This window comes from Streptomyces sp. NPDC093149 (assembly GCF_044754145.1).
GTDB lineage: Bacteria > Actinomycetota > Actinomycetes > Streptomycetales > Streptomycetaceae > Streptomyces.
This window is the reverse complement of sequence record NZ_JBIVON010000007.1, coordinates 225163-241252: the sequence shown is the minus strand read 5'-3', so window position 1 is coordinate 241252 and position 16090 is coordinate 225163. Positions and strand designations below refer to the sequence as shown.

At 71.6% G+C, this 16090-nt stretch carries 13 protein-coding genes; 6 read left to right on the top strand and 7 right to left on the bottom strand.

Annotated features, from left to right (window positions below):
* Positions 1-187: 187 nt before the first annotated feature.
* Positions 188-2692 carry an aminopeptidase N gene (gene pepN / locus ACIQCZ_RS22535; RefSeq protein ID WP_402284493.1) on the bottom strand — a complete coding sequence of 835 codons (2505 nt, stop codon included), beginning with the start codon at positions 2690-2692 and terminating at the stop codon, positions 188-190.
* A gap of 178 nt (positions 2693-2870) precedes the next feature.
* Here pepN and ACIQCZ_RS22530 point away from each other — a divergent pair, with 178 nt between their 5' ends.
* Positions 2871-3707, top strand: coding sequence for an alpha/beta fold hydrolase (locus ACIQCZ_RS22530; protein WP_402284492.1), 837 nt, complete (start codon positions 2871-2873; stop codon positions 3705-3707).
* A gap of 31 nt (positions 3708-3738) precedes the next feature.
* Positions 3739-4311: a TetR/AcrR family transcriptional regulator gene (locus ACIQCZ_RS22525; RefSeq protein ID WP_402284491.1), complete on the top strand. Its 573-nt coding sequence runs from the start codon at positions 3739-3741 to the stop codon at positions 4309-4311.
* Between the two features lie 93 nt (positions 4312-4404).
* Here the strand turns inward: ACIQCZ_RS22525 and ACIQCZ_RS22520 are convergent, their stop codons facing one another.
* Together ACIQCZ_RS22520 and ACIQCZ_RS22515 are read right to left on the bottom strand one after the other, a co-directional pair.
* Positions 4405-4734, bottom strand: coding sequence for a chorismate mutase (locus ACIQCZ_RS22520; RefSeq protein WP_402284490.1), 330 nt, complete (start codon positions 4732-4734; stop codon positions 4405-4407).
* Between the two features lie 77 nt (positions 4735-4811).
* Complete coding sequence (locus tag ACIQCZ_RS22515) at positions 4812-5708, bottom strand: helix-turn-helix domain-containing protein (protein WP_402284489.1); 897 nt, start codon at positions 5706-5708, stop codon at positions 4812-4814.
* A 208-nt stretch (positions 5709-5916) separates the two neighbouring features.
* Between ACIQCZ_RS22515 and ACIQCZ_RS22510 the strand changes: the two genes are divergently transcribed.
* Positions 5917-7731 carry a beta-galactosidase family protein gene (locus ACIQCZ_RS22510; RefSeq protein ID WP_402284488.1) on the top strand — a complete coding sequence of 605 codons (1815 nt, stop codon included), beginning with the start codon at positions 5917-5919 and terminating at the stop codon, positions 7729-7731.
* 42 nt (positions 7732-7773) lie between these two features.
* On the opposite strand, the gene ACIQCZ_RS22505 is transcribed toward ACIQCZ_RS22510, so the two are convergent.
* Complete coding sequence (locus ACIQCZ_RS22505) at positions 7774-8550, bottom strand: S1 family peptidase (RefSeq protein ID WP_402284487.1); 777 nt, start codon at positions 8548-8550, stop codon at positions 7774-7776.
* Positions 8551-8820: 270 nt separating this feature from the next.
* Between ACIQCZ_RS22505 and ACIQCZ_RS22500 the strand changes: the two genes are divergently transcribed.
* Complete coding sequence (locus ACIQCZ_RS22500; protein ID WP_402284486.1) at positions 8821-9702, top strand: hypothetical protein; 882 nt, start codon at positions 8821-8823, stop codon at positions 9700-9702.
* 52 nt (positions 9703-9754) lie between these two features.
* Here the strand turns inward: ACIQCZ_RS22500 and ACIQCZ_RS22495 are convergent, their stop codons facing one another.
* The gene (locus tag ACIQCZ_RS22495; RefSeq protein ID WP_402284485.1) at positions 9755-11008 is read right to left on the bottom strand and encodes an NADH:flavin oxidoreductase; all 1254 of its coding nucleotides are present in this window, start codon (positions 11006-11008) and stop codon (positions 9755-9757) included.
* Positions 11009-11477: 469 nt separating this feature from the next.
* The gene (locus ACIQCZ_RS22490; RefSeq protein ID WP_402284484.1) at positions 11478-12056 is read right to left on the bottom strand and encodes a TetR/AcrR family transcriptional regulator; all 579 of its coding nucleotides are present in this window, start codon (positions 12054-12056) and stop codon (positions 11478-11480) included.
* Positions 12057-12142: 86 nt separating this feature from the next.
* Here ACIQCZ_RS22490 and ACIQCZ_RS22485 point away from each other — a divergent pair, with 86 nt between their 5' ends.
* Positions 12143-13024, top strand: coding sequence for an SDR family oxidoreductase (locus ACIQCZ_RS22485; protein WP_402284483.1), 882 nt, complete (start codon positions 12143-12145; stop codon positions 13022-13024).
* Positions 13025-13300: 276 nt separating this feature from the next.
* Entirely contained in the window at positions 13301-14152 is an 852-nt protein-coding gene (locus ACIQCZ_RS22480; protein ID WP_402284482.1) for an NAD(P)H-binding protein, read from the top strand.
* Positions 14153-14416: 264 nt separating this feature from the next.
* Here ACIQCZ_RS22480 and ACIQCZ_RS22475 read toward each other — a convergent pair whose 3' ends face one another.
* Positions 14417-16054 carry a DEAD/DEAH box helicase gene (locus ACIQCZ_RS22475; RefSeq protein WP_402284481.1) on the bottom strand — a complete coding sequence of 546 codons (1638 nt, stop codon included), beginning with the start codon at positions 16052-16054 and terminating at the stop codon, positions 14417-14419.
* Positions 16055-16090: the final 36 nt, after the last annotated feature.

Sequence of the window (16090 nt, the reverse complement as noted above, 5' to 3'; positions counted from 1 at the left end):
GCGGAGCTCGGTGATCTGAACTCGAAAGGGGGATGTGGAGGGAGCGGGGGGCTGTTGTCGGGGGTTTCGGTGGTATGGGTGTGGCGCCGGATACGGGTGTGCCCGGCGCCTCCTGTGTGGTGGAGGTGGCGCCGGGCACGGGTGGTGCGGCCCCGGGGTCGGGGTGGTGCGGATCTGCGGGAGGGGGTCAGTGGGCGTCGCGTACGGCGAGGGCGCGGCGCAGGTCGTCGATCTGGTCGATGAGCTTGCGGCGCAGTGCCGGGATGAGGGTGTTGTCGTTCAGTGCCTGTTCGCCGAGGTGGAGGCTGTCGGCGTCGACGGCGTACGCGGGGAAGGCGTAGCGGCCTGCGGCGTCGGCGATGGCGGGGCCGCGGCGGGCGGCGAGCCGGGTGGCCTCGGGGTAGTAGCGGGGGACGTAGTCGTGTACGAGGTGGGCCTGTTCGGGCTGCCAGAAGCCCTGGGCGGTGGCGGTGAAGAGGTAGTTGGAGAGGGTGTCGTCGTTGAACAGGGCGTCCCAGGCGGTGGCTTTGGCCTCGGGGGTGGGGAGGGCGGCCCGGCAGCGGGCGGCGCCTTCCTGTCCGGTGGCGCTGGGGTCCTGTTCGAGTTCCGCGGCGATGGCGGTTTCGTCGGTGGCGCCGAGGACGGCGAGGCGGGTGAGGATGCGCCAGCGCAGTTCGGGGTCGAGTTCGGGTCCGCCGGGTACGGTGCCGTTGCCGAGCCAGTCCTGGATGGTGTCGGGCTGGGTGGCGGCGTCGATGAGGTGGCGTACGGCGATGAGGCGCAGGCCGGGGTTGTGGCCGTCCTCGGTGCGGCGGATGAGGTCGCGGCACAGGGCGGTGAGGGTGGCGAGGGCGGCGGGGCGCTTTTCGGGGCTGAGGTAGCGGTCGGCGATGTGGGCGCCGGCGAAGGCGAGTACGCCTTGGGCGAGGGCGAGGTCGGTCTCGTGCGGGAGGTGTGCACGGGCGGCGTCGAGATAGGCGGTGGGGGCTAGTTCGCCGTCGCGGACCATGTCGCGGGCGGCGTTCCAGACGACGGCGCGGGTCAGTGCGTCGGGGATGCCGGACAGGTCGCGTACGGCGGTGTCCCAGGACGTGGCGTCGAGGCGGACCTTGGCGTAGCTGAGGTCGCCGTCGTTGAGGACGACGAGGGCGGGGCGGCGGCCGGGCAGGTCCTTGGCCGTGCCGTTCTGCGGGACGTCGATCTCGAACCGGTCGCGCAGGATGAGGCGGTCGGGGCCGGAGTGGGCGTCGGGGGCGTGGTCGTACGCGCCGACGGCGATGCGGTGGGGGCGGCTGCCGGCGTGGTCGATGGTGAGGGACCAGGTGCCGGCGGACTCCTCGACCTGGGGGGTGAGGGTGTCGACTCCGGTGGTGCGCAGCCAGGCGTCGGCCCAGGCGTGGACGTCGCGGTCGGTCGCCGATGCGAGGTTGTCGATGAAGTCGGCGAGGGTGGCGTTGGCGAACTTGTGGCGGGCGAAGTGGGTGTTGATGCCGGCCAGGAAGTCCTTCTCTCCGAGCCAGGCGACGAGTTGGCGCAGTGCGGAGGCGCCCTTGGCGTAGGAGATGCCGTCGAAGTTGAGCATCGCGGACGCGGTGTCGGGGACGGCGGCCGGGTCGGGGGCGACGGGGTGGGTGGAGGGGCGCTGGTCGGCGTCGTAGCCCCAGCCCTTGCGGGCGACGCCGAAGTCGACCCAGGTGTCGGTGTAGCGGGTGGCTTCGGCGAGCGTCTGGTAGCCCATGTACTCGGCGAAGGACTCGTTGAGCCAGATGTCGTCCCACCAGGCGAGGGTGACGAGGTCGCCGAACCACATGTGGGCCATTTCGTGGGCGATGACCATGCCGCGGGTCTGGCGCTCGGTGTCGGTGACGGCGGAGCGGTAGACGAACTCGTCGCGGAAGGTGACGAGTCCGGGGTTCTCCATGGCGCCCGCGTTGAACTCGGGGACGAAGGCCTGGTCGTAGGAGTCGAAGGGGTAGGGCTCGTCGAACTTCTCGTGGAAGCGGTCGAAGCAGGCGCGGGTGATGTCGAGGATCTCGTCGGCGTCCGCGTCGAGGTACGGGGCGAGCGAGCGGCGGCAGTGGATGCCGAAGGGCAGTCCGGCGTGTTCGGTGGTCACGGAGTGCCAGGGGCCTGCGGCGACGGCGACGAGGTAGGTGGAGATCGGCGGGGTGGCGGCGAGGGTCCAGCGGCCGTCGCCCCGGTGCTCGGAGATGCCGTTGCCGAGGACGGTCCAGCCTTCGGGTGCGGTGACGGTGAGTTCGAAGACGGATTTGAGGTCGGGCTGGTCGAACGCGGCGAAGACGCGCTGGACGTCCTCCATGAACAGTTGGGTGTAGACGTACGTTTCGCTGTCGGTCGGGTCGGTGAAGCGGTGCATGCCTTCGCCGGTGCGGGAGTAGCGCATGGCGGCGTCGATGCGCAGTTCGTGCGCACCGGCGGTGAGTGCGGTGAGCGGGAAGCGGTTCTCGACGAGGTCGGCGGGGTCGAGGGGCTGTCCGTCGAGGCTGATCGAGCGCAGGGTGGCCGGCTTGAGTTCTACGAAGGTGTCCCCGGCCGCGGTCGCGGTGAACTGGATCACGGTGCGGGAGTCGAAGGTCTCCTCCCCACGGGTCAGATCGAGGTCGATCGTGTACCGGTGTACGTCGAGGAACTGGGCTCGGGTCTGCGCTTCGTCGCGCGTCAGTACGGACATGCGTCCATGCTGCCGTACGGGGTGGGCCGGGCGCAGGCGGGTTCTCCGAAGTCGGATGGGCGACGGCCGGGGCCCTGCGGGGTCCGCTCGGGGCTCCGGGTGGTGTCGTGGCGTCGTTTGACGTGAAAGGCTAATGTCATTAGCTTGGTGGCTACGTTAATTAGCTCGGAGGGTGGACATGACGGAGTTCTTGACGATCGACGGCGGACAGCTGGCGTACGACGTGACCGGCGAGGGCCCGCTGATCGTGCTCGCCCACGGCATGGGCGACAACAGAGCGGCCTACCGGGACACGGCCGCCCGGTTCGTGGCGGCCGGCTGGCGGGTCGCCTGTGTGGACCAGCGCGGTCACGGCGAGTCCAGCACCGGCTGGGCGTCCTACACGCGCACCGACGCGGCGGCCGACCTTCTCGCGGTGATCCGGCACCTGGGCGGCCCCGCCGTGATCGTGGGCCACTCCTTCGCGGGCGGCGCCGCCACCATCGCGGCGGCCCAGGAGCCCGAACTGGTCAGCGCCGTCGTGGAGATCAGCCCGTTCACCCGCGCGCAGAAGATCAGCCCGCGCGCCCTGCTGTCCCACGCCCGCTACCGCAAAGGCATGGGCCTGCTGATGGGCGCCGGCCTGCTGCGCAGCGTCGGGCTGTGGAAGCGTTACCTCGACCACGCCTACCCGGGCGTCAAGCCCACCGGCTACGCCGACCATGTCGCCGCTCTGGAGACCGACCTGCGCAGGCCGGGCCGGATGGCCGTCGTCAGCAGGATGGGGATGTCCGCACCCACGGACGCCGGTGCGTTTCTCGGCGCCGTCCGGTGCCCCGTCCTGGTCATCGAGGGCACGCTCGACCCCGACTGGGCCGACCCCGGGGCCGAGGGCGAGGGCATCGTGGCCGAGATGCCCGCGGGGCTCGGCCGGCTCGTGATGATCGAGGGAGCCGGTCACTACGCGCACGTCCAGTTCCCGGACGAGGTCGTCGCGGCCGTCCTGGCCTTCCTCAAGACGGGCGCGCGTGGCTAGTGCCGTGGCCGGAAAGGTTTGCCGCGAGCCGGTGAACCTTTCCGGCCACAGCACCAGGGCAGCGCTCACCAAGGATGCCGTCGTCGATGTCGCGCTGCTGGCCATCGACGAGAAGGGCCCCGCCGCGCTGACCCTGTCGGCGGTGGCCGGCCGGGCGGGTGTCGCCACCCCGTCCCTCTACAAGCACGTGCGCAACCTGGCCGAACTGCGCGACCTCATGTCGGCGCGCATCATGAACGAGATCGCGGACCAGGTCGGCGAGGCCGTGCTGGGGCGCTCGGCCGACGAGGCGATCCGCGCGCTCATGGTGGCCTGGCGGCACTACGCGCTGCACCACCCGCACCGGTACTCGGCACTCGTCCAGACACCCGAGCCGCACACGGCCGAGGCCGGGGCGCGACTGATCAACATCATGCTCGCCACCTTCCGCGCCTATGGAATGGCCGACTCCGCGGCGATCCACGCGGCCCGCTGCCTGCGAGCGGCCGTCCACGGCTTCGCGGTTCTGGAGACCGAGGGCGCCTTCGGACTGCCGGAGAAACTGGACGAGAGCTACGACCTGCTGATCCACATGATGATCAAAGGCCTTCGCTCACCTCGCTGATCGGCCCGTGCTGAGGGACCGCCGGCCGAACACCTCGCGAGGCCGCGTCGTCCGAGGCCGGCGTGCGGATGCCCCGGAGCCGCCCCACGGCGCTCACGACGCCTCCCCGTTCGTCGCCGACTCCTCCGCGATCCGCTCGTGATGGCGGATGACCTCCGCCACGATGAAGTTCAGCAGCTTCTCCGCGAAGGCCGGATCCAGATGCGCGCTCTCCGCCAGCTGCCTGAGCCGGGCGATCTGCCGGCTCTCGCGGGCCGGATCGGCCGGGGGCAGCTGGTGGGCGGCCTTGAGGTGGCCGACCTGCTGGGTGCACTTGAAGCGCTCGGCGAGCATATGGACGACAGCGGCGTCAATGTTGTCGATGCTCTCGCGCAGCCGGTTCAGTTCCGCGCGCACGGACTCGTCGATGTCCCTCGTGGTCATGGTCAGCGAGCTTACGGCCTGGCGCACGGCGGAGAGCGGGCTCCCGGTCCCGCGGGGGGCCGTGAGCCCGGCCGGGCTCAGACGGCCGGGCCCCCCGCGGGGGCGATCGTCGGTGGGTGCCCCGGGTCCGGGACCCGGTCGCTCCAGCCGCCCGGGACGCTGCGGCCCTGCTGTTCACGGAAGCGGACCGGGGCGGCGCCGACCCGGCGGGCGAACAGGCGGGAGAAGTACGCCGGATCGTCGTACCCCACGCGTCGGGCGACCGCGGCGACCGGCAGGTCCGTGGCGGCGAGGAGTTCCTTGGCGCGGCCGAGCCGGATGCCCAGGAGGTAGTCCTTGGGGCTGCACCCCGCGCTCCTGCGCACCGCCGTGCGCAGCTCGGCGGGGGTCATGCCGTGCCGGGCCGCGTGCTCGGCGACCGACAGCGGCTGGAACGCGTCGCGGGCGAGGGCCTGCAGGACCGGGTCGCCGTCGTGACTGACATCGGCGCGGGCCCGGCGCAGGGCGACGAGGAGTTCATGGACGGCGGCGCCGGTCTCGACCTCCAGCAGCGGATTGCCGCGCCGCGCCGCCCGCACCATCCGCCCCACCGCGGCACGCGGGCCCGCCGTGTCGGCGAGCGGGACGAGCGGCCGGTCGGGCTCGATGTAGCCGAGTTCGGTGTACGTGGCGGTGGCGGGGCCGGTGAAGTCCACGAAGCTCTCGTCCCAGCCGGTGCCGGGGTCGGCTCCGTAGTGGTGCGGGGTGCCGGGGGTCAGCCAGATCAGGCTGGGCGCGACGACGGGCACGCGGCGGCCGTCGGAGCCGCTGAACCAGCCGCTGCCGGAGTTGATGACGACGGCCACATGGTGGTCCAGGGTGCGCGGGCCGACCGTCGGCAGGGCGCCGTGCTGCAGTCCCACGCCCAGACAGACGAGGCCCAGCCGGTGGTGGAGCGGGCTGGGAGTGAAGAAGCGCATCCAGGTGTGGTACATCGGCCTCCCTTCCTCCCTTTCATCCATGGGTCCGAACAATTGTGTCCAAACAGCAGTGATCTTTGTCCATGGACCGGCCGCACGCCAGGGGGCGAAGCTGGGTTGCAACATTCCTCCCGGGTCCGCCCGCTCCGTGGTGCGCGCCGTCGTGCGGTCCGCCGGGGGCGCGCGGCCCGGTGGACCGCACGCACAGGAGAGTACGAGCACGATGGCTGATTTCACCGTGGGGGACGACCACTTCCGGCTCGACGGGAAGCCCGTACGGCTGCTGTCGGGCGCCCTGCACTATTTCCGGGTCCACGAGGCACAGTGGGACCACCGGCTGTCGATGCTGCGCGCCATGGGACTCAACTGTGTCGAGACGTACGTGCCGTGGAATCTCCATGAGCCGCGGCCCGGCCGGTTCCGGGACGTGGCGGCGCTGGGCCGGTTCCTGGACGCGGCGCAGCGGGCCGGGCTGTGGGCGATCGTGCGCCCGGGACCGTACATCTGTGCCGAGTGGGAGAACGGCGGTCTGCCGGCCTGGGTGACGGGTCGGTTCGGCCGGCGGGCGCGGACCCGTGACGAGGCGTATCTGGGTGCCGTGGAGCGGTGGTTCACCGCGCTGCTGCCGCAGGTGGTGCAGCGGCAGATCGGGCGCGGCGGCCCCGTGATCATGGTCCAGGCGGAGAACGAGTACGGGAGTTACGGCACCGACCGGGTGTATCTGCGGCGGGTGGCCGGGATGCTGCGGGAGCGCGGGGTGACCGTGCCGCTGTTCACTTCCGACGGGCCGGAGGACCACATGCTCACGGGCGGTTCCGTGCCGGGGCTGCTCGCCACGGCGAACTTCGGATCGGGCGCGCGGGAGGCGTTCGAGGTGCTGCGCCGCCATCAGCCCAAGGGCCCGTTGATGTGCATGGAGTTCTGGTGCGGGTGGTTCGAGCACTGGGGCGCCGAACCGGTCGTACGGGATCCGGCACAGGCCGCCGACGCGCTGCGGGAGATCCTGGAGTGCGGGGCCTCGGTGAACATCTACATGGCGCACGGCGGGACGAACTTCGCCGGATGGGCGGGGGCCAATCGGTCCGGTCCGCTGCAGGACCAGGATTTCCTGCCGACGGTGACTTCGTACGACTACGACGCGCCGATCGACGAGTACGGCCGCCCCACGGAGAAGTTCTGGCTGTTCCGCAAGGTGCTCGCCGAGTACGTGGACGGGCCGCTTCCGGAGCTTCCGCCCGAGCCCGCCCCGCCGGCCGTCCCGGTGCGGGCGCGGCTGACGGACCACGCGACGCTGGCCGCCGTGCTGGAGGCGCTGGGCGACGAGGAGTCGGCGCCGTCCGGTGTTCCGCCGACCTTCGAGGAGCTGGGTGTCGACCGGGGCCTGGTGCGCTACCGGGTCGCGGTGCCCGGTCCGCGCCGTCCGTACACCCTGGGCGTCACGGGGCTCCGGGACCGGGCCGTGGTGTACGTGAACGGTGTCCGGGAGGGGGTGCTGAGCGATGAGAACGGCACCCTGGACGAGCCGGTGGCCGGGCCCGCCGAGGTCGAGCTGTGGGTGGAGTCGCTGGGGCGCGTCAACTACGGGCCGCGGCTCGGTGAGCCCAAGGGGATCACGGGCGGGGTGCTGCACGAACGGCAGTTCCTGCACGGTGTACGGGCACGGGCGCTGCGGCTGGAGGCGTTCGAGGAGCCGGACGCGCTGGCCGGGCTTGCTTTCGGGAGCGTCGACGGCAGCGGGGAAGCCGGGCACACCGGGCTCTTCCGGGGGACGTTCGAGGTCACGGAGGTGGACGGCATCGGCCATGCGGGGCTCGAACTGCCGCGGTGGACCCGCGGGTTCGTCTGGGTGAACGGCTTCTGCCTGGGGCGCTACTGGTCCGCCGGCCCGCAGCGGACGCTGTACGTCCCGGGTCCGGTGCTGCGGGAGGGCGCCAACGAGGTGTGGGTGCTGGAGCTGGAGGGCGCGGGTGCGCCGTATGCCGAGCTGGGTCCGGGGGTGCCCGTCCGGGCGGGCACCCCCGGGGATGTCCGGGTGTGAGTCAGGCGCCGGCCGCGGCGGGCGCCCGGCCCGGGGCCGGGGTCAGAGCGTCGCCGCCGCGGACGCGATGCCGGCGGCGAACGTCGAGACCTCGCTGTACACGCCGGGGTAGCCGGGCTCCGCGCAGCCCTGGCCCCAGCTGACGATGCCCACCTGGATCCAGGCTCCGGCGTTGTCCTTGCGGAACATGGGGCCGCCGGAGTCGCCCTGGCAGGTGTCCACGCCGCCCGTGTCGATCAGGCCGGCGCAGATCTCCTCGCCGGGGATGAGGTCACTGCCGTACGCGGCCTGGCACTGGGCGTCGGAGACGAACGGCACGGTGGCCTTGAGGAGATAGCGCTGCTGGGCGCCGCCCTCAACGGCCGCTCCCCAGCCCGCGATGGTGAAGGTGCCGTTGTTGTACGTGGTGTCGGTGGCGATCTTCAGGGTGGGCAGGTCGATGGGCTTGGCGAGCTTGATCAGCGCCCAGTCCTTGCCCGCACCGTTGTAGCCGGGGGCCTGGAGGACCTTGGTGGACTTGACCTTGATGGCGCTGGACGACTGCAGGTCGACGACCCCGGCGGTGGCGGTGATGGACGTGTTGTTGCCCGAGCCGCCCACGCAGTGCGCGGCGGTGAGGACGATGTCCTTGGCGTAGAGAGCGCCGCCGCAGCCCATCGAGAGCCGGACCATGAACGGGAACTCGCCCTGGGCGGCGCGGGTTCCGCCGACGACCGGGGCGGGGGCCGCAGAGGCTCCGGCGGGCTGGAGACTGACGGCTGCCAGGACCACGGCGGCTATGACGGAGCATCTCTTCACGGCGCGCAGAAGCTGCTTCAACGGACTGCCTTCTTTCGTGGGGGGTTCTTGTGGGGGGTGCATATGTCCTCGCACGGCGCCCGGCCACGGACGGAGACATCCGTTGGTCATGCTCCCGACAAAGACACGATTCGGATTATCGGGAAATAGTCACGGCTCTCACAAGATTCACTTTTCGGCCAAGGTCACCTATTCCGGTGCGGCTACAGTGGGGACCGGCCGAGCGTCACGGGCGGGGGTGGGAGCGTGACGGACAACAGCAGGGACCGAGGCCGGGGCGGAGCGAGTCCGGTGGTTCACGGATTCCCGCATCTCGACACCGTCCGGTCGGCGATCACGGCCCTGTACCGGAGGTTGTCGTACGACGGCGTACGCGGTTACGCCACGAGCCTCGCCCCTGCCGATGTCGCCTTCTCCGACCAGGACGATCTGTACCTCGGCGCCCAGCGGGTGGCGCGGTCCGTGGTCCGCCATCTGCATCTGCCGGACGCCCGGATGATCGTCGGCTTCCGCACGATGGAACACGCCGCCGGCATCGAACTCGCCGCGGGTCCCGAGTACTTCATCGAGCTCAACGACCGCTTCCGCACCCACCGCAGGGACATCGGCGCCGCGCTCTCGCACGAGGTCACGCACGTGCTGCTGCACCGCCTCGGCCTGGAGTTCCCCGGAACGCCCGCCAACGAGATCCTCACCGACACCGTGACGACCTACCTGGGCGCGGGCTGGCTGCTGCTGGACGCCTTCCGCGAGGACGCGGTCTCCAGCCAGAAGCTCGGCTATCTCACCCCGGAGGAGTTCGGATACGTCCTCGCCAAGCGGGCGTTCGCCTTCGACGAGGACCCCTCTGCGTGGTTCACGAGCCCGCAGGCGTACACGGCCTACACGGAAGGTCGCGCCCAGGCCCTCCGCGACATCCGGCAGCCGCCCCTCACCGCCGCCGGCTGGGCGGGCCGTCACCGTTACGCCAAGGACCGGCGGTACGCCCGGGACCATCCGGGCGCGGAGTCGGCCCGGGGCTCCAACACCCCGTACGCCTTCGAGCACGGCCCGCAGGGACTGCGGGTCTCGTTCGGCTGCCCGGCCTGCCACCAGCGCATCCGCGTTCCGGTACGCGGCCGGGTGCGGGCCCGGTGCGGGCTGTGCCGGACGGTTCTGGACTGCGACACCTGAACCACCACCGCGCGAACGGCAAAACCGGTGCGGCACGCGGCGGACGCGACGCTCACGAAGCGTCCGGAACAGACCGTGCCCCGTCCCCCGTGAGGGGTGGCGCGGACGGTCCGGCAAGGGGTCCGACGAGTGGGCAGTGGGTGCCGGTGTAGATGGTCGGCATGCACTTGTTGCAGTGGATGCACAGGGACCGTACGTCGCGGTCCTCGACCATGCGGTTCACCAGGTCCGGTTCGCGCAGGAGCGCGCGGGCCATGGCCACGTACTCGAAGCCCTCCGCCATGGCCTGTTCGACGGTCGCCCGGCGGGTGATGCCGCCGAGCAGGATCAACGGAAGGCTCAGCGCGGCCCTGAACTGGCGGGCCGAGGGCAGCAGGAACGCCTCCTCGTAGGGGTACGCGTGCAGGAATCGGCCGCCGGCGAGGCGTATTCCCAGACGCATCGGCCGGGGGAAGACGGCGGCGAACTCGGAGAGCGGCGCCTCGCCGCGGAACAGATACATCGGGTTGAGCAGAGAACTGCCGGCGGTCAGTTCGAGGGCGTCGACCGTTCCTTCCTCCTGGAGCCGGCGGGCGACCTGGAGGCTCTCGTCGAGCCAGAAGCCGCCGGGCACCCCGTCGTCCATGTTGAGTTTGGCGGTGACGGCGATCGTGTCGCCGACCTCGTCGCGAACGGCGCGGGCGATACCGAGGGCGACCCTGGCACGGTTGGCCAGGCTGCCCCCGTAGGCGTCGTCGCGGTGGTTGAGGCGGCGGCTGAGGAACGAACTGGCCAGGTAGTTGTGGCCGAAGTGCATCTCGACCGCGTCGAATCCGGACTCGACGGCGATCCGGGCAGCGGCGGCATGAGCACGGATGACGCGGGCGATGTCCTCGGCGGTGGCCGCCCGGGTCATCCGCATGCCGAGCGGGCTCAGGAACCGGCCGGGCGCCAGGGCCGGGAGCCGGTTGGAACGGGCGTCGGCGACCGGGCCCGCGTGACCGATCTGAGCGCTGACGGCGGCGCCCTCACGGTGCACCGCATCGGTCAGCCTGCGCAGTCCCGGCACGGCTTCGGGGCGCATCCAGATCTGGTGGCGCCCGGTGCGCCCCTCGGGCGAGACGGCGCAGTACGCGACGGTGGTCATGCCCACGCCGCCCGCAGCGGGTCGGCGATGGTAGGCGATCAGCTCGTCGGTGACCAGGCCCTTGGGGGTCACGCCTTCGAAGGTGGCGGACTTGATGACGCGGTTGCGGAGGGTGAGGGGGCCCAGCCGTGCGGGAGCGAAGGGGTCGGGTGGGGTGGGGGCGGAGCCGGGGACGGTCATCGCACATCTCCCTGTCGGCGATGCGGGGCAGGCCGCAGCCTCCCACCTAACAAATGTTTGGCGGAAAGGTAGCCGATTCACCCATGAGTGTCTCCCCCTCGCGCACCGCCGCCGACCGCACACCGGGTGCCGTCGACGAACGTGTCATGAGCCGCAAACGGTGTGGATCTTTGCTGGGTGGGCTGATCCGACCAGCGGCGTCGCGGCATGATCTGCGGCCATGAGCCGGCAGACAGCCGGAAGGAACGAGCCGGTCGAGCACCACTCATACGGACCGAAGTCCGCCACCGGCATCTTCATCCGCCGGGCAACGAAGGCCACCGCCTCGTCCGGGAACTCCGCCCGGCCCCAAAGAAACCGGCCATGCCGGGTGCACATGGCGGCCCGCAGCCAAGATCAGGCCGGCGAGCCAAGAGCTGTGAGGTCTGCTTCTCGTCCACCGCACCGGCGCTGGACGATGCTCGTACGGTCAGCCCAGCGATGCGCTCGCCGCACGCAGTTCGTCCAGGGCCGCCAGGGTGTACCCGGCGAGCTCGCCCTCGGCGCCACGGTCGTCCTCGGCCCATTCGGCGTACCCCCGCTTGAAAGCGAGGACGCCCAGCTCGCCCGCGAGAGCCGCAGTCGGATCGGGTACGCCGCGGGCGACCAGAGCGGTTGTCATCGCGGCCGCGAGACTGACGGTCTTGAGGGTGTCACGCTCTTGAAGCTCGGCGCTGGCGGCGACGGCCGCCTTCAGACGGGGGGCGAGCTCGCGACTCCCGGGGCCCATCGCGGTCGAGGCGCGCTCGAGACCGGCAGCGACCGCCTCGAGCGGGCTGGCGTCACCGGGCGCGTCGGCGATCCCCTCGGTCAGCAGCCGGCTCAGCGTCTCCTGCCCGGCGACCAGCAGCTCGCGCTTGTCGGGGAAGTGCCGGAAGAAGGTGCTCTTGGTGACCCCGGCACGCTCGGCGATCTGCGCGACCGTCGTGGCGTCATACCCCTGCTCCGTGAACAGGTCGACCGCAGCCACGACGAGGCGTTCACGCGCACCTGGTTCCCATCGGCCCATGGGCTCAGCATACGTGATGGGACTCTTGTCCCATCACCCTGCTAGAGTGATGGGACAAGAGTCCCATCACTTCTGGGAGGGTTTCCATGCGCGTCTTCGTCACCGGCGGCACCGGTCTGATCGGTTCCGCCGCCGTCGCCGAACTCCTCGGCAACGGCCACACCGTCCTCGCGCTCGCCCGCTCCGGCGCCTCCGCACAGGCCGCCGAGGCAGCCGGCGCCGAGCCGCTGCGGGGAGGCCTCGCCGATCTGGACGTCCTGCGCTCCGGCGCCGCCCAGGCCGACGGGGTGATCCATCTGGCCTTCGGCAACGACTTCAGCAGCCCCGAGGCCCTCGCCCAGAACGTCGCCGAGGAGACCGCCGCCCTCACCGCCCTCGGCGAGGAGCTCGTCGGCAGCGACCGCCCCTTGGTCACCGTCTCGGGTACGCCCTGGGTGCCGGGCCGTGCCTCCACCGAGGCCGACCCGGTGCCGACCGACGGGCCGGTCGGCGGCCGCAGTCGCACCGTCACGGCGGTCCTGGGCCTGGCCTCGCGCGGGGTCCGGAGCACGTCCGTACGCATGCCGCGCACGGTTCACAACGAAGGCATGGGCGGGTTCGCCGAGCTGCTGACCAGCATCGCACGCCGGAGCAGGATCTCCGGCTACCCCGGCGACGGCACACAGCGCTGGCCCGCCGTCCACGCGCTCGACGCGGCCGTTCTCCTCCGGCTCGCCCTGGAGCGGGCGGAGGCCGGTACCGCCTGGCACGCCGTGGCCGACGAGGGGGACAAGGTACGGGACATCGCGGCCGTCATCGGCCGACGGCTGGGCCTGCCGGTCGAGTCGGTGCCGGAGGAGACCTACGGCCCGCTCGGCCCGATCTTCAAGGCCGACCAGCCCTCGTCCAGCACCCGCACCCGGCAGGCGCTCGGATGGGAGCCGAAGCACCCCGGCCTTCTGGAGGACCTGGAGAACATCCAGCCCTGATCGGCGACCGACGATCCGGGCGGACCCGCTGCCGGCGCTCACGTCGACAGCGCAGAACCCTCACCTACGTCACTCGCGACCGACCGTCTCGCCGCAGCGACATCTCGTACCCGCGCATCCCGCGGTCAACGCGCTCCGGCTTCCGACTCGTTCCCCACACCATCGCCAACAACCAGGCTCGCCGGCGCCGGTCCGCCACCCGCGTGGCAGCGACACATCTCGCACCACCCGCGCCCATGCGGCAATTCATGTCCACAACAAGCAGGAGGTTCCATCATGGTGGCAGTTGTCTTCGGCGCTCGCGGTAACGTCGGTCGTCATGTGGCCGATGGCCTGCTGGCCGCCGGTGAGCAGGTCAGAGCAGTCAGCAGGACCCCAACCGCCGGCTTGACGCCTGGGTGCGAAGCAGTCGTCGCCGACCTGGAGCGTCCCGAGACGCTGCCCGCAGCGTTCGACGGTGCCGACAAGATGTTCCTGTACGGAATGCTCGACCCCCAGAAGCCCTACGACATCGAGAAGGTCGCCGCGGCGGCCGCGGCTGCGGGGATCCGGCAGGTGGTTCTGCTCTCGTCGGTGTCGGTCGTCCTGGACCCCGACGCCGACCACCCGGTCGCCCGCCTGAACCGCACGATCGAGCAGGCCCTCCAACGGTCCGGCATGGACTGGACGTTCCTCAGGCCGGGGACGTTCGCGACCAACACCCGCACCTGGTGGGCCGAATCGATCCGCACCGACAACGTCGTCCGCCTTCCCTATCCGCTCGCACAGTCGGCACCGGTGCACGAGAAGGACATCGCGGCGCCGGCGGTGACCGCCCTGACCGAAGCGGGCCACTCGCACCAGGCCTACACCATCTACGGGGCCGAGTCCCTGACCCTGCAACGCCAGGTCGAGCACATCGGTGAGGCCATCGGCCGTCAAATCCGGGTTGAACACGTCTCCGACGAGCACGCTCGCGCGGAAGTCGCCAGAACAATGCATCCGGTCGTGGCCGAGGCGATCGTGAGTCAGTGGGCCGCCGCCGACGGCGTCGCGGCCGTGACCTCCGTCATCGCCGAAAAGATCACCGGCGCTCCGGCACACACCTACGCCCAGTGGGCCGTCGACCACGCCGACGACTTCCGCTGAGCTGGTCGTGCCGACCAGCCGTACGGGGCCCGGTCTGCTCGGCACTCCGGTTTCCCCCGCCCCCAAGGGCTGTCCCGTAACCCCTGGCGGGCGCACGACGACAACTGCGGCGCCTCGCCGCGTCGTCGGGGCTGCCGGAGCCTCCCGGGACCGTCCGGGTTCCGGGAGGACTGGGTCGGCGCCCCCAGCCGCACGGTCGGGCGAGAGGGCGCAGTGGTGACCGAACGAATCCGGTCACCACTGCACCACCTGTCGCCCCTGTTGTCAGGCGGCCCTGCGGCCACGCCCCGCCGCACCACCGCGCCCGGCACCGCCGCCACGGCCGCCACCGGCGGCCGCACCGCGTGCCGAACCGCCCGAGGCGCCCGTACCGGCGCCTCGCGCGGAACCACCCGCCGCGCGGCCCTCGCCACCGCCCTGTCCGGCACCACCGCGGCGACCACGGCCGCGGCTGCCCGAGCGGAGGCCGGGGCCACCCGCCGCGGCCCCGCCCGGCCTCGTGCGCTGCTTCGGCGGGGTCGGCTGCGGGACCTCGATGACGACCGCGATGCCGGAGGGCTCACGGGCCCCGGTGATCCGGGTGAGTTCCTCGTCGCTGGACGTGATCCGGGTGGTCCGCGGGGCGATGCCCGCGTCGGCCATCAGCCGGGTCATCTCCCGCTTCTCCTCGGGCAGCACCAGGGTGACGACGCTGCCGGACTCCCCGGCACGCGCCGTGCGCCCGCCGCGGTGGAGGTAGTCCTTGTGGTCGGTCGGCGGGTCCACGTTCACGACCAGGTCGAGGTCGTCCACATGGATGCCGCGCGCCGCCACGTTCGTCGCGACGAGCGCGGTGACCTGGCCGGTCTTGAACTGGTCCAGCGTCCGGTTGCGCTGCGGCTGCGAGCGCCCGCCGTGCAGGGCGGCAGCCCGTACACCACTGGCCAGCAGCCGCTTGGCGAAGCGGTCGGCGGCGCGCTTGGTGTCCACGAACATGATGACCCGGCCGTCACGGGCGGCGATCCGGGTGGCGACGGCCTTCTTGTCGGTCTCGTCGGCCACGTGCAGCACATGGTGCTCCATGGTCGTGACGGCGCCCGCGGACGGGTCGACCGAATGCACGACGGGGTCCGTCAGGAACATCTTGACCAGCCGGTCGATGTTCTTGTCGAGCGTCGCGGAGAACAGCATCCGCTGGCCGTCCGGCTCGACCTGCTTGAGGAGGGCGACGACCTGCGGCATGAAGCCCATGTCCGCCATCTGGTCGGCCTCGTCGAGGACGGTGACGGCGACCTGGTCGAGGCGGCAGTCGCCGCGCTCGATGAGGTCCTTCAGCCGGCCCGGCGTGGCGACGAGCACCTCGGCGCCCCGGCGCAGCGTGCCGGACTGCTTGCTGATCGACATGCCGCCGACGACGGTGGCCAGGCGCAGGTTCACCGCCGTCGCGTACGGCGTCAGCGCGTCGGTGACCTGCTGGGCGAGCTCGCGGGTCGGGACGAGGACCAGCGCGAGCGGGGCGCGCGGCTCGGCGCGCCGTCCGCCGGTTCGGGCCAGCAGCGCGAGGCCGAAGGCGAGGGTCTTGCCGGAGCCGGTACGGCCGCGGCCGAGGATGTCCCGGCCGGCGAGCGAGTTCGGCAGGGTGGCGCCCTGGATCGGGAACGGGTCGGTGACGCCCTGCGCGGCAAGGGTCTTCAGCAGGGCTGCGGGCATGTCCAGCTCGGCGAACGCCTCGACGGCGGGCAGTGCGGGGGTCATGGTTTCCGGCAGGGCGAATTCGCCCTGCGGCGGCGTGGCCCTGCGACGGGGCGACGCCTTGCCGGATCCCTTGCCGGAACCCTTGGCGTTTGCCTTTGCCGGGGCCGTGCCGCGCCCCCTCGACGGGCGGTTGCGGGCGGGTCGGTCCTGGCGTTCGGAGCGGGTCATACGGAATTGCCCTCCTGGGGGATTCCTGAGGAGTCC

Excerpts from the sequence above, each read along its gene's own strand:
- pepN (WP_402284493.1), bottom strand. The coding sequence starts at position 2,692 with ATGTCCGTACTGACGCGCGACGAAGCGCAGACCCGAGCCCAGTTCCTC.
- ACIQCZ_RS22530 (WP_402284492.1), top strand. The coding sequence starts at position 2,871 with ATGACGGAGTTCTTGACGATCGACGGCGGACAGCTGGCGTACGACGTG.
- ACIQCZ_RS22520 (WP_402284490.1), bottom strand. The coding sequence starts at position 4,734 with ATGACCACGAGGGACATCGACGAGTCCGTGCGCGCGGAACTGAACCGG.
- ACIQCZ_RS22515 (WP_402284489.1), bottom strand. The coding sequence starts at position 5,708 with ATGTACCACACCTGGATGCGCTTCTTCACTCCCAGCCCGCTCCACCAC.
- ACIQCZ_RS22510 (WP_402284488.1), top strand. The coding sequence starts at position 5,917 with ATGGCTGATTTCACCGTGGGGGACGACCACTTCCGGCTCGACGGGAAG.
- ACIQCZ_RS22495 (WP_402284485.1), bottom strand. The coding sequence starts at position 11,008 with ATGACCGTCCCCGGCTCCGCCCCCACCCCACCCGACCCCTTCGCTCCC.
- ACIQCZ_RS22490 (WP_402284484.1), bottom strand. The coding sequence starts at position 12,056 with ATGGGCCGATGGGAACCAGGTGCGCGTGAACGCCTCGTCGTGGCTGCG.
- ACIQCZ_RS22485 (WP_402284483.1), top strand. The coding sequence starts at position 12,143 with ATGCGCGTCTTCGTCACCGGCGGCACCGGTCTGATCGGTTCCGCCGCC.
- ACIQCZ_RS22480 (WP_402284482.1), top strand. The coding sequence starts at position 13,301 with ATGGTGGCAGTTGTCTTCGGCGCTCGCGGTAACGTCGGTCGTCATGTG.
- ACIQCZ_RS22475 (WP_402284481.1), bottom strand. The coding sequence starts at position 16,054 with ATGACCCGCTCCGAACGCCAGGACCGACCCGCCCGCAACCGCCCGTCG.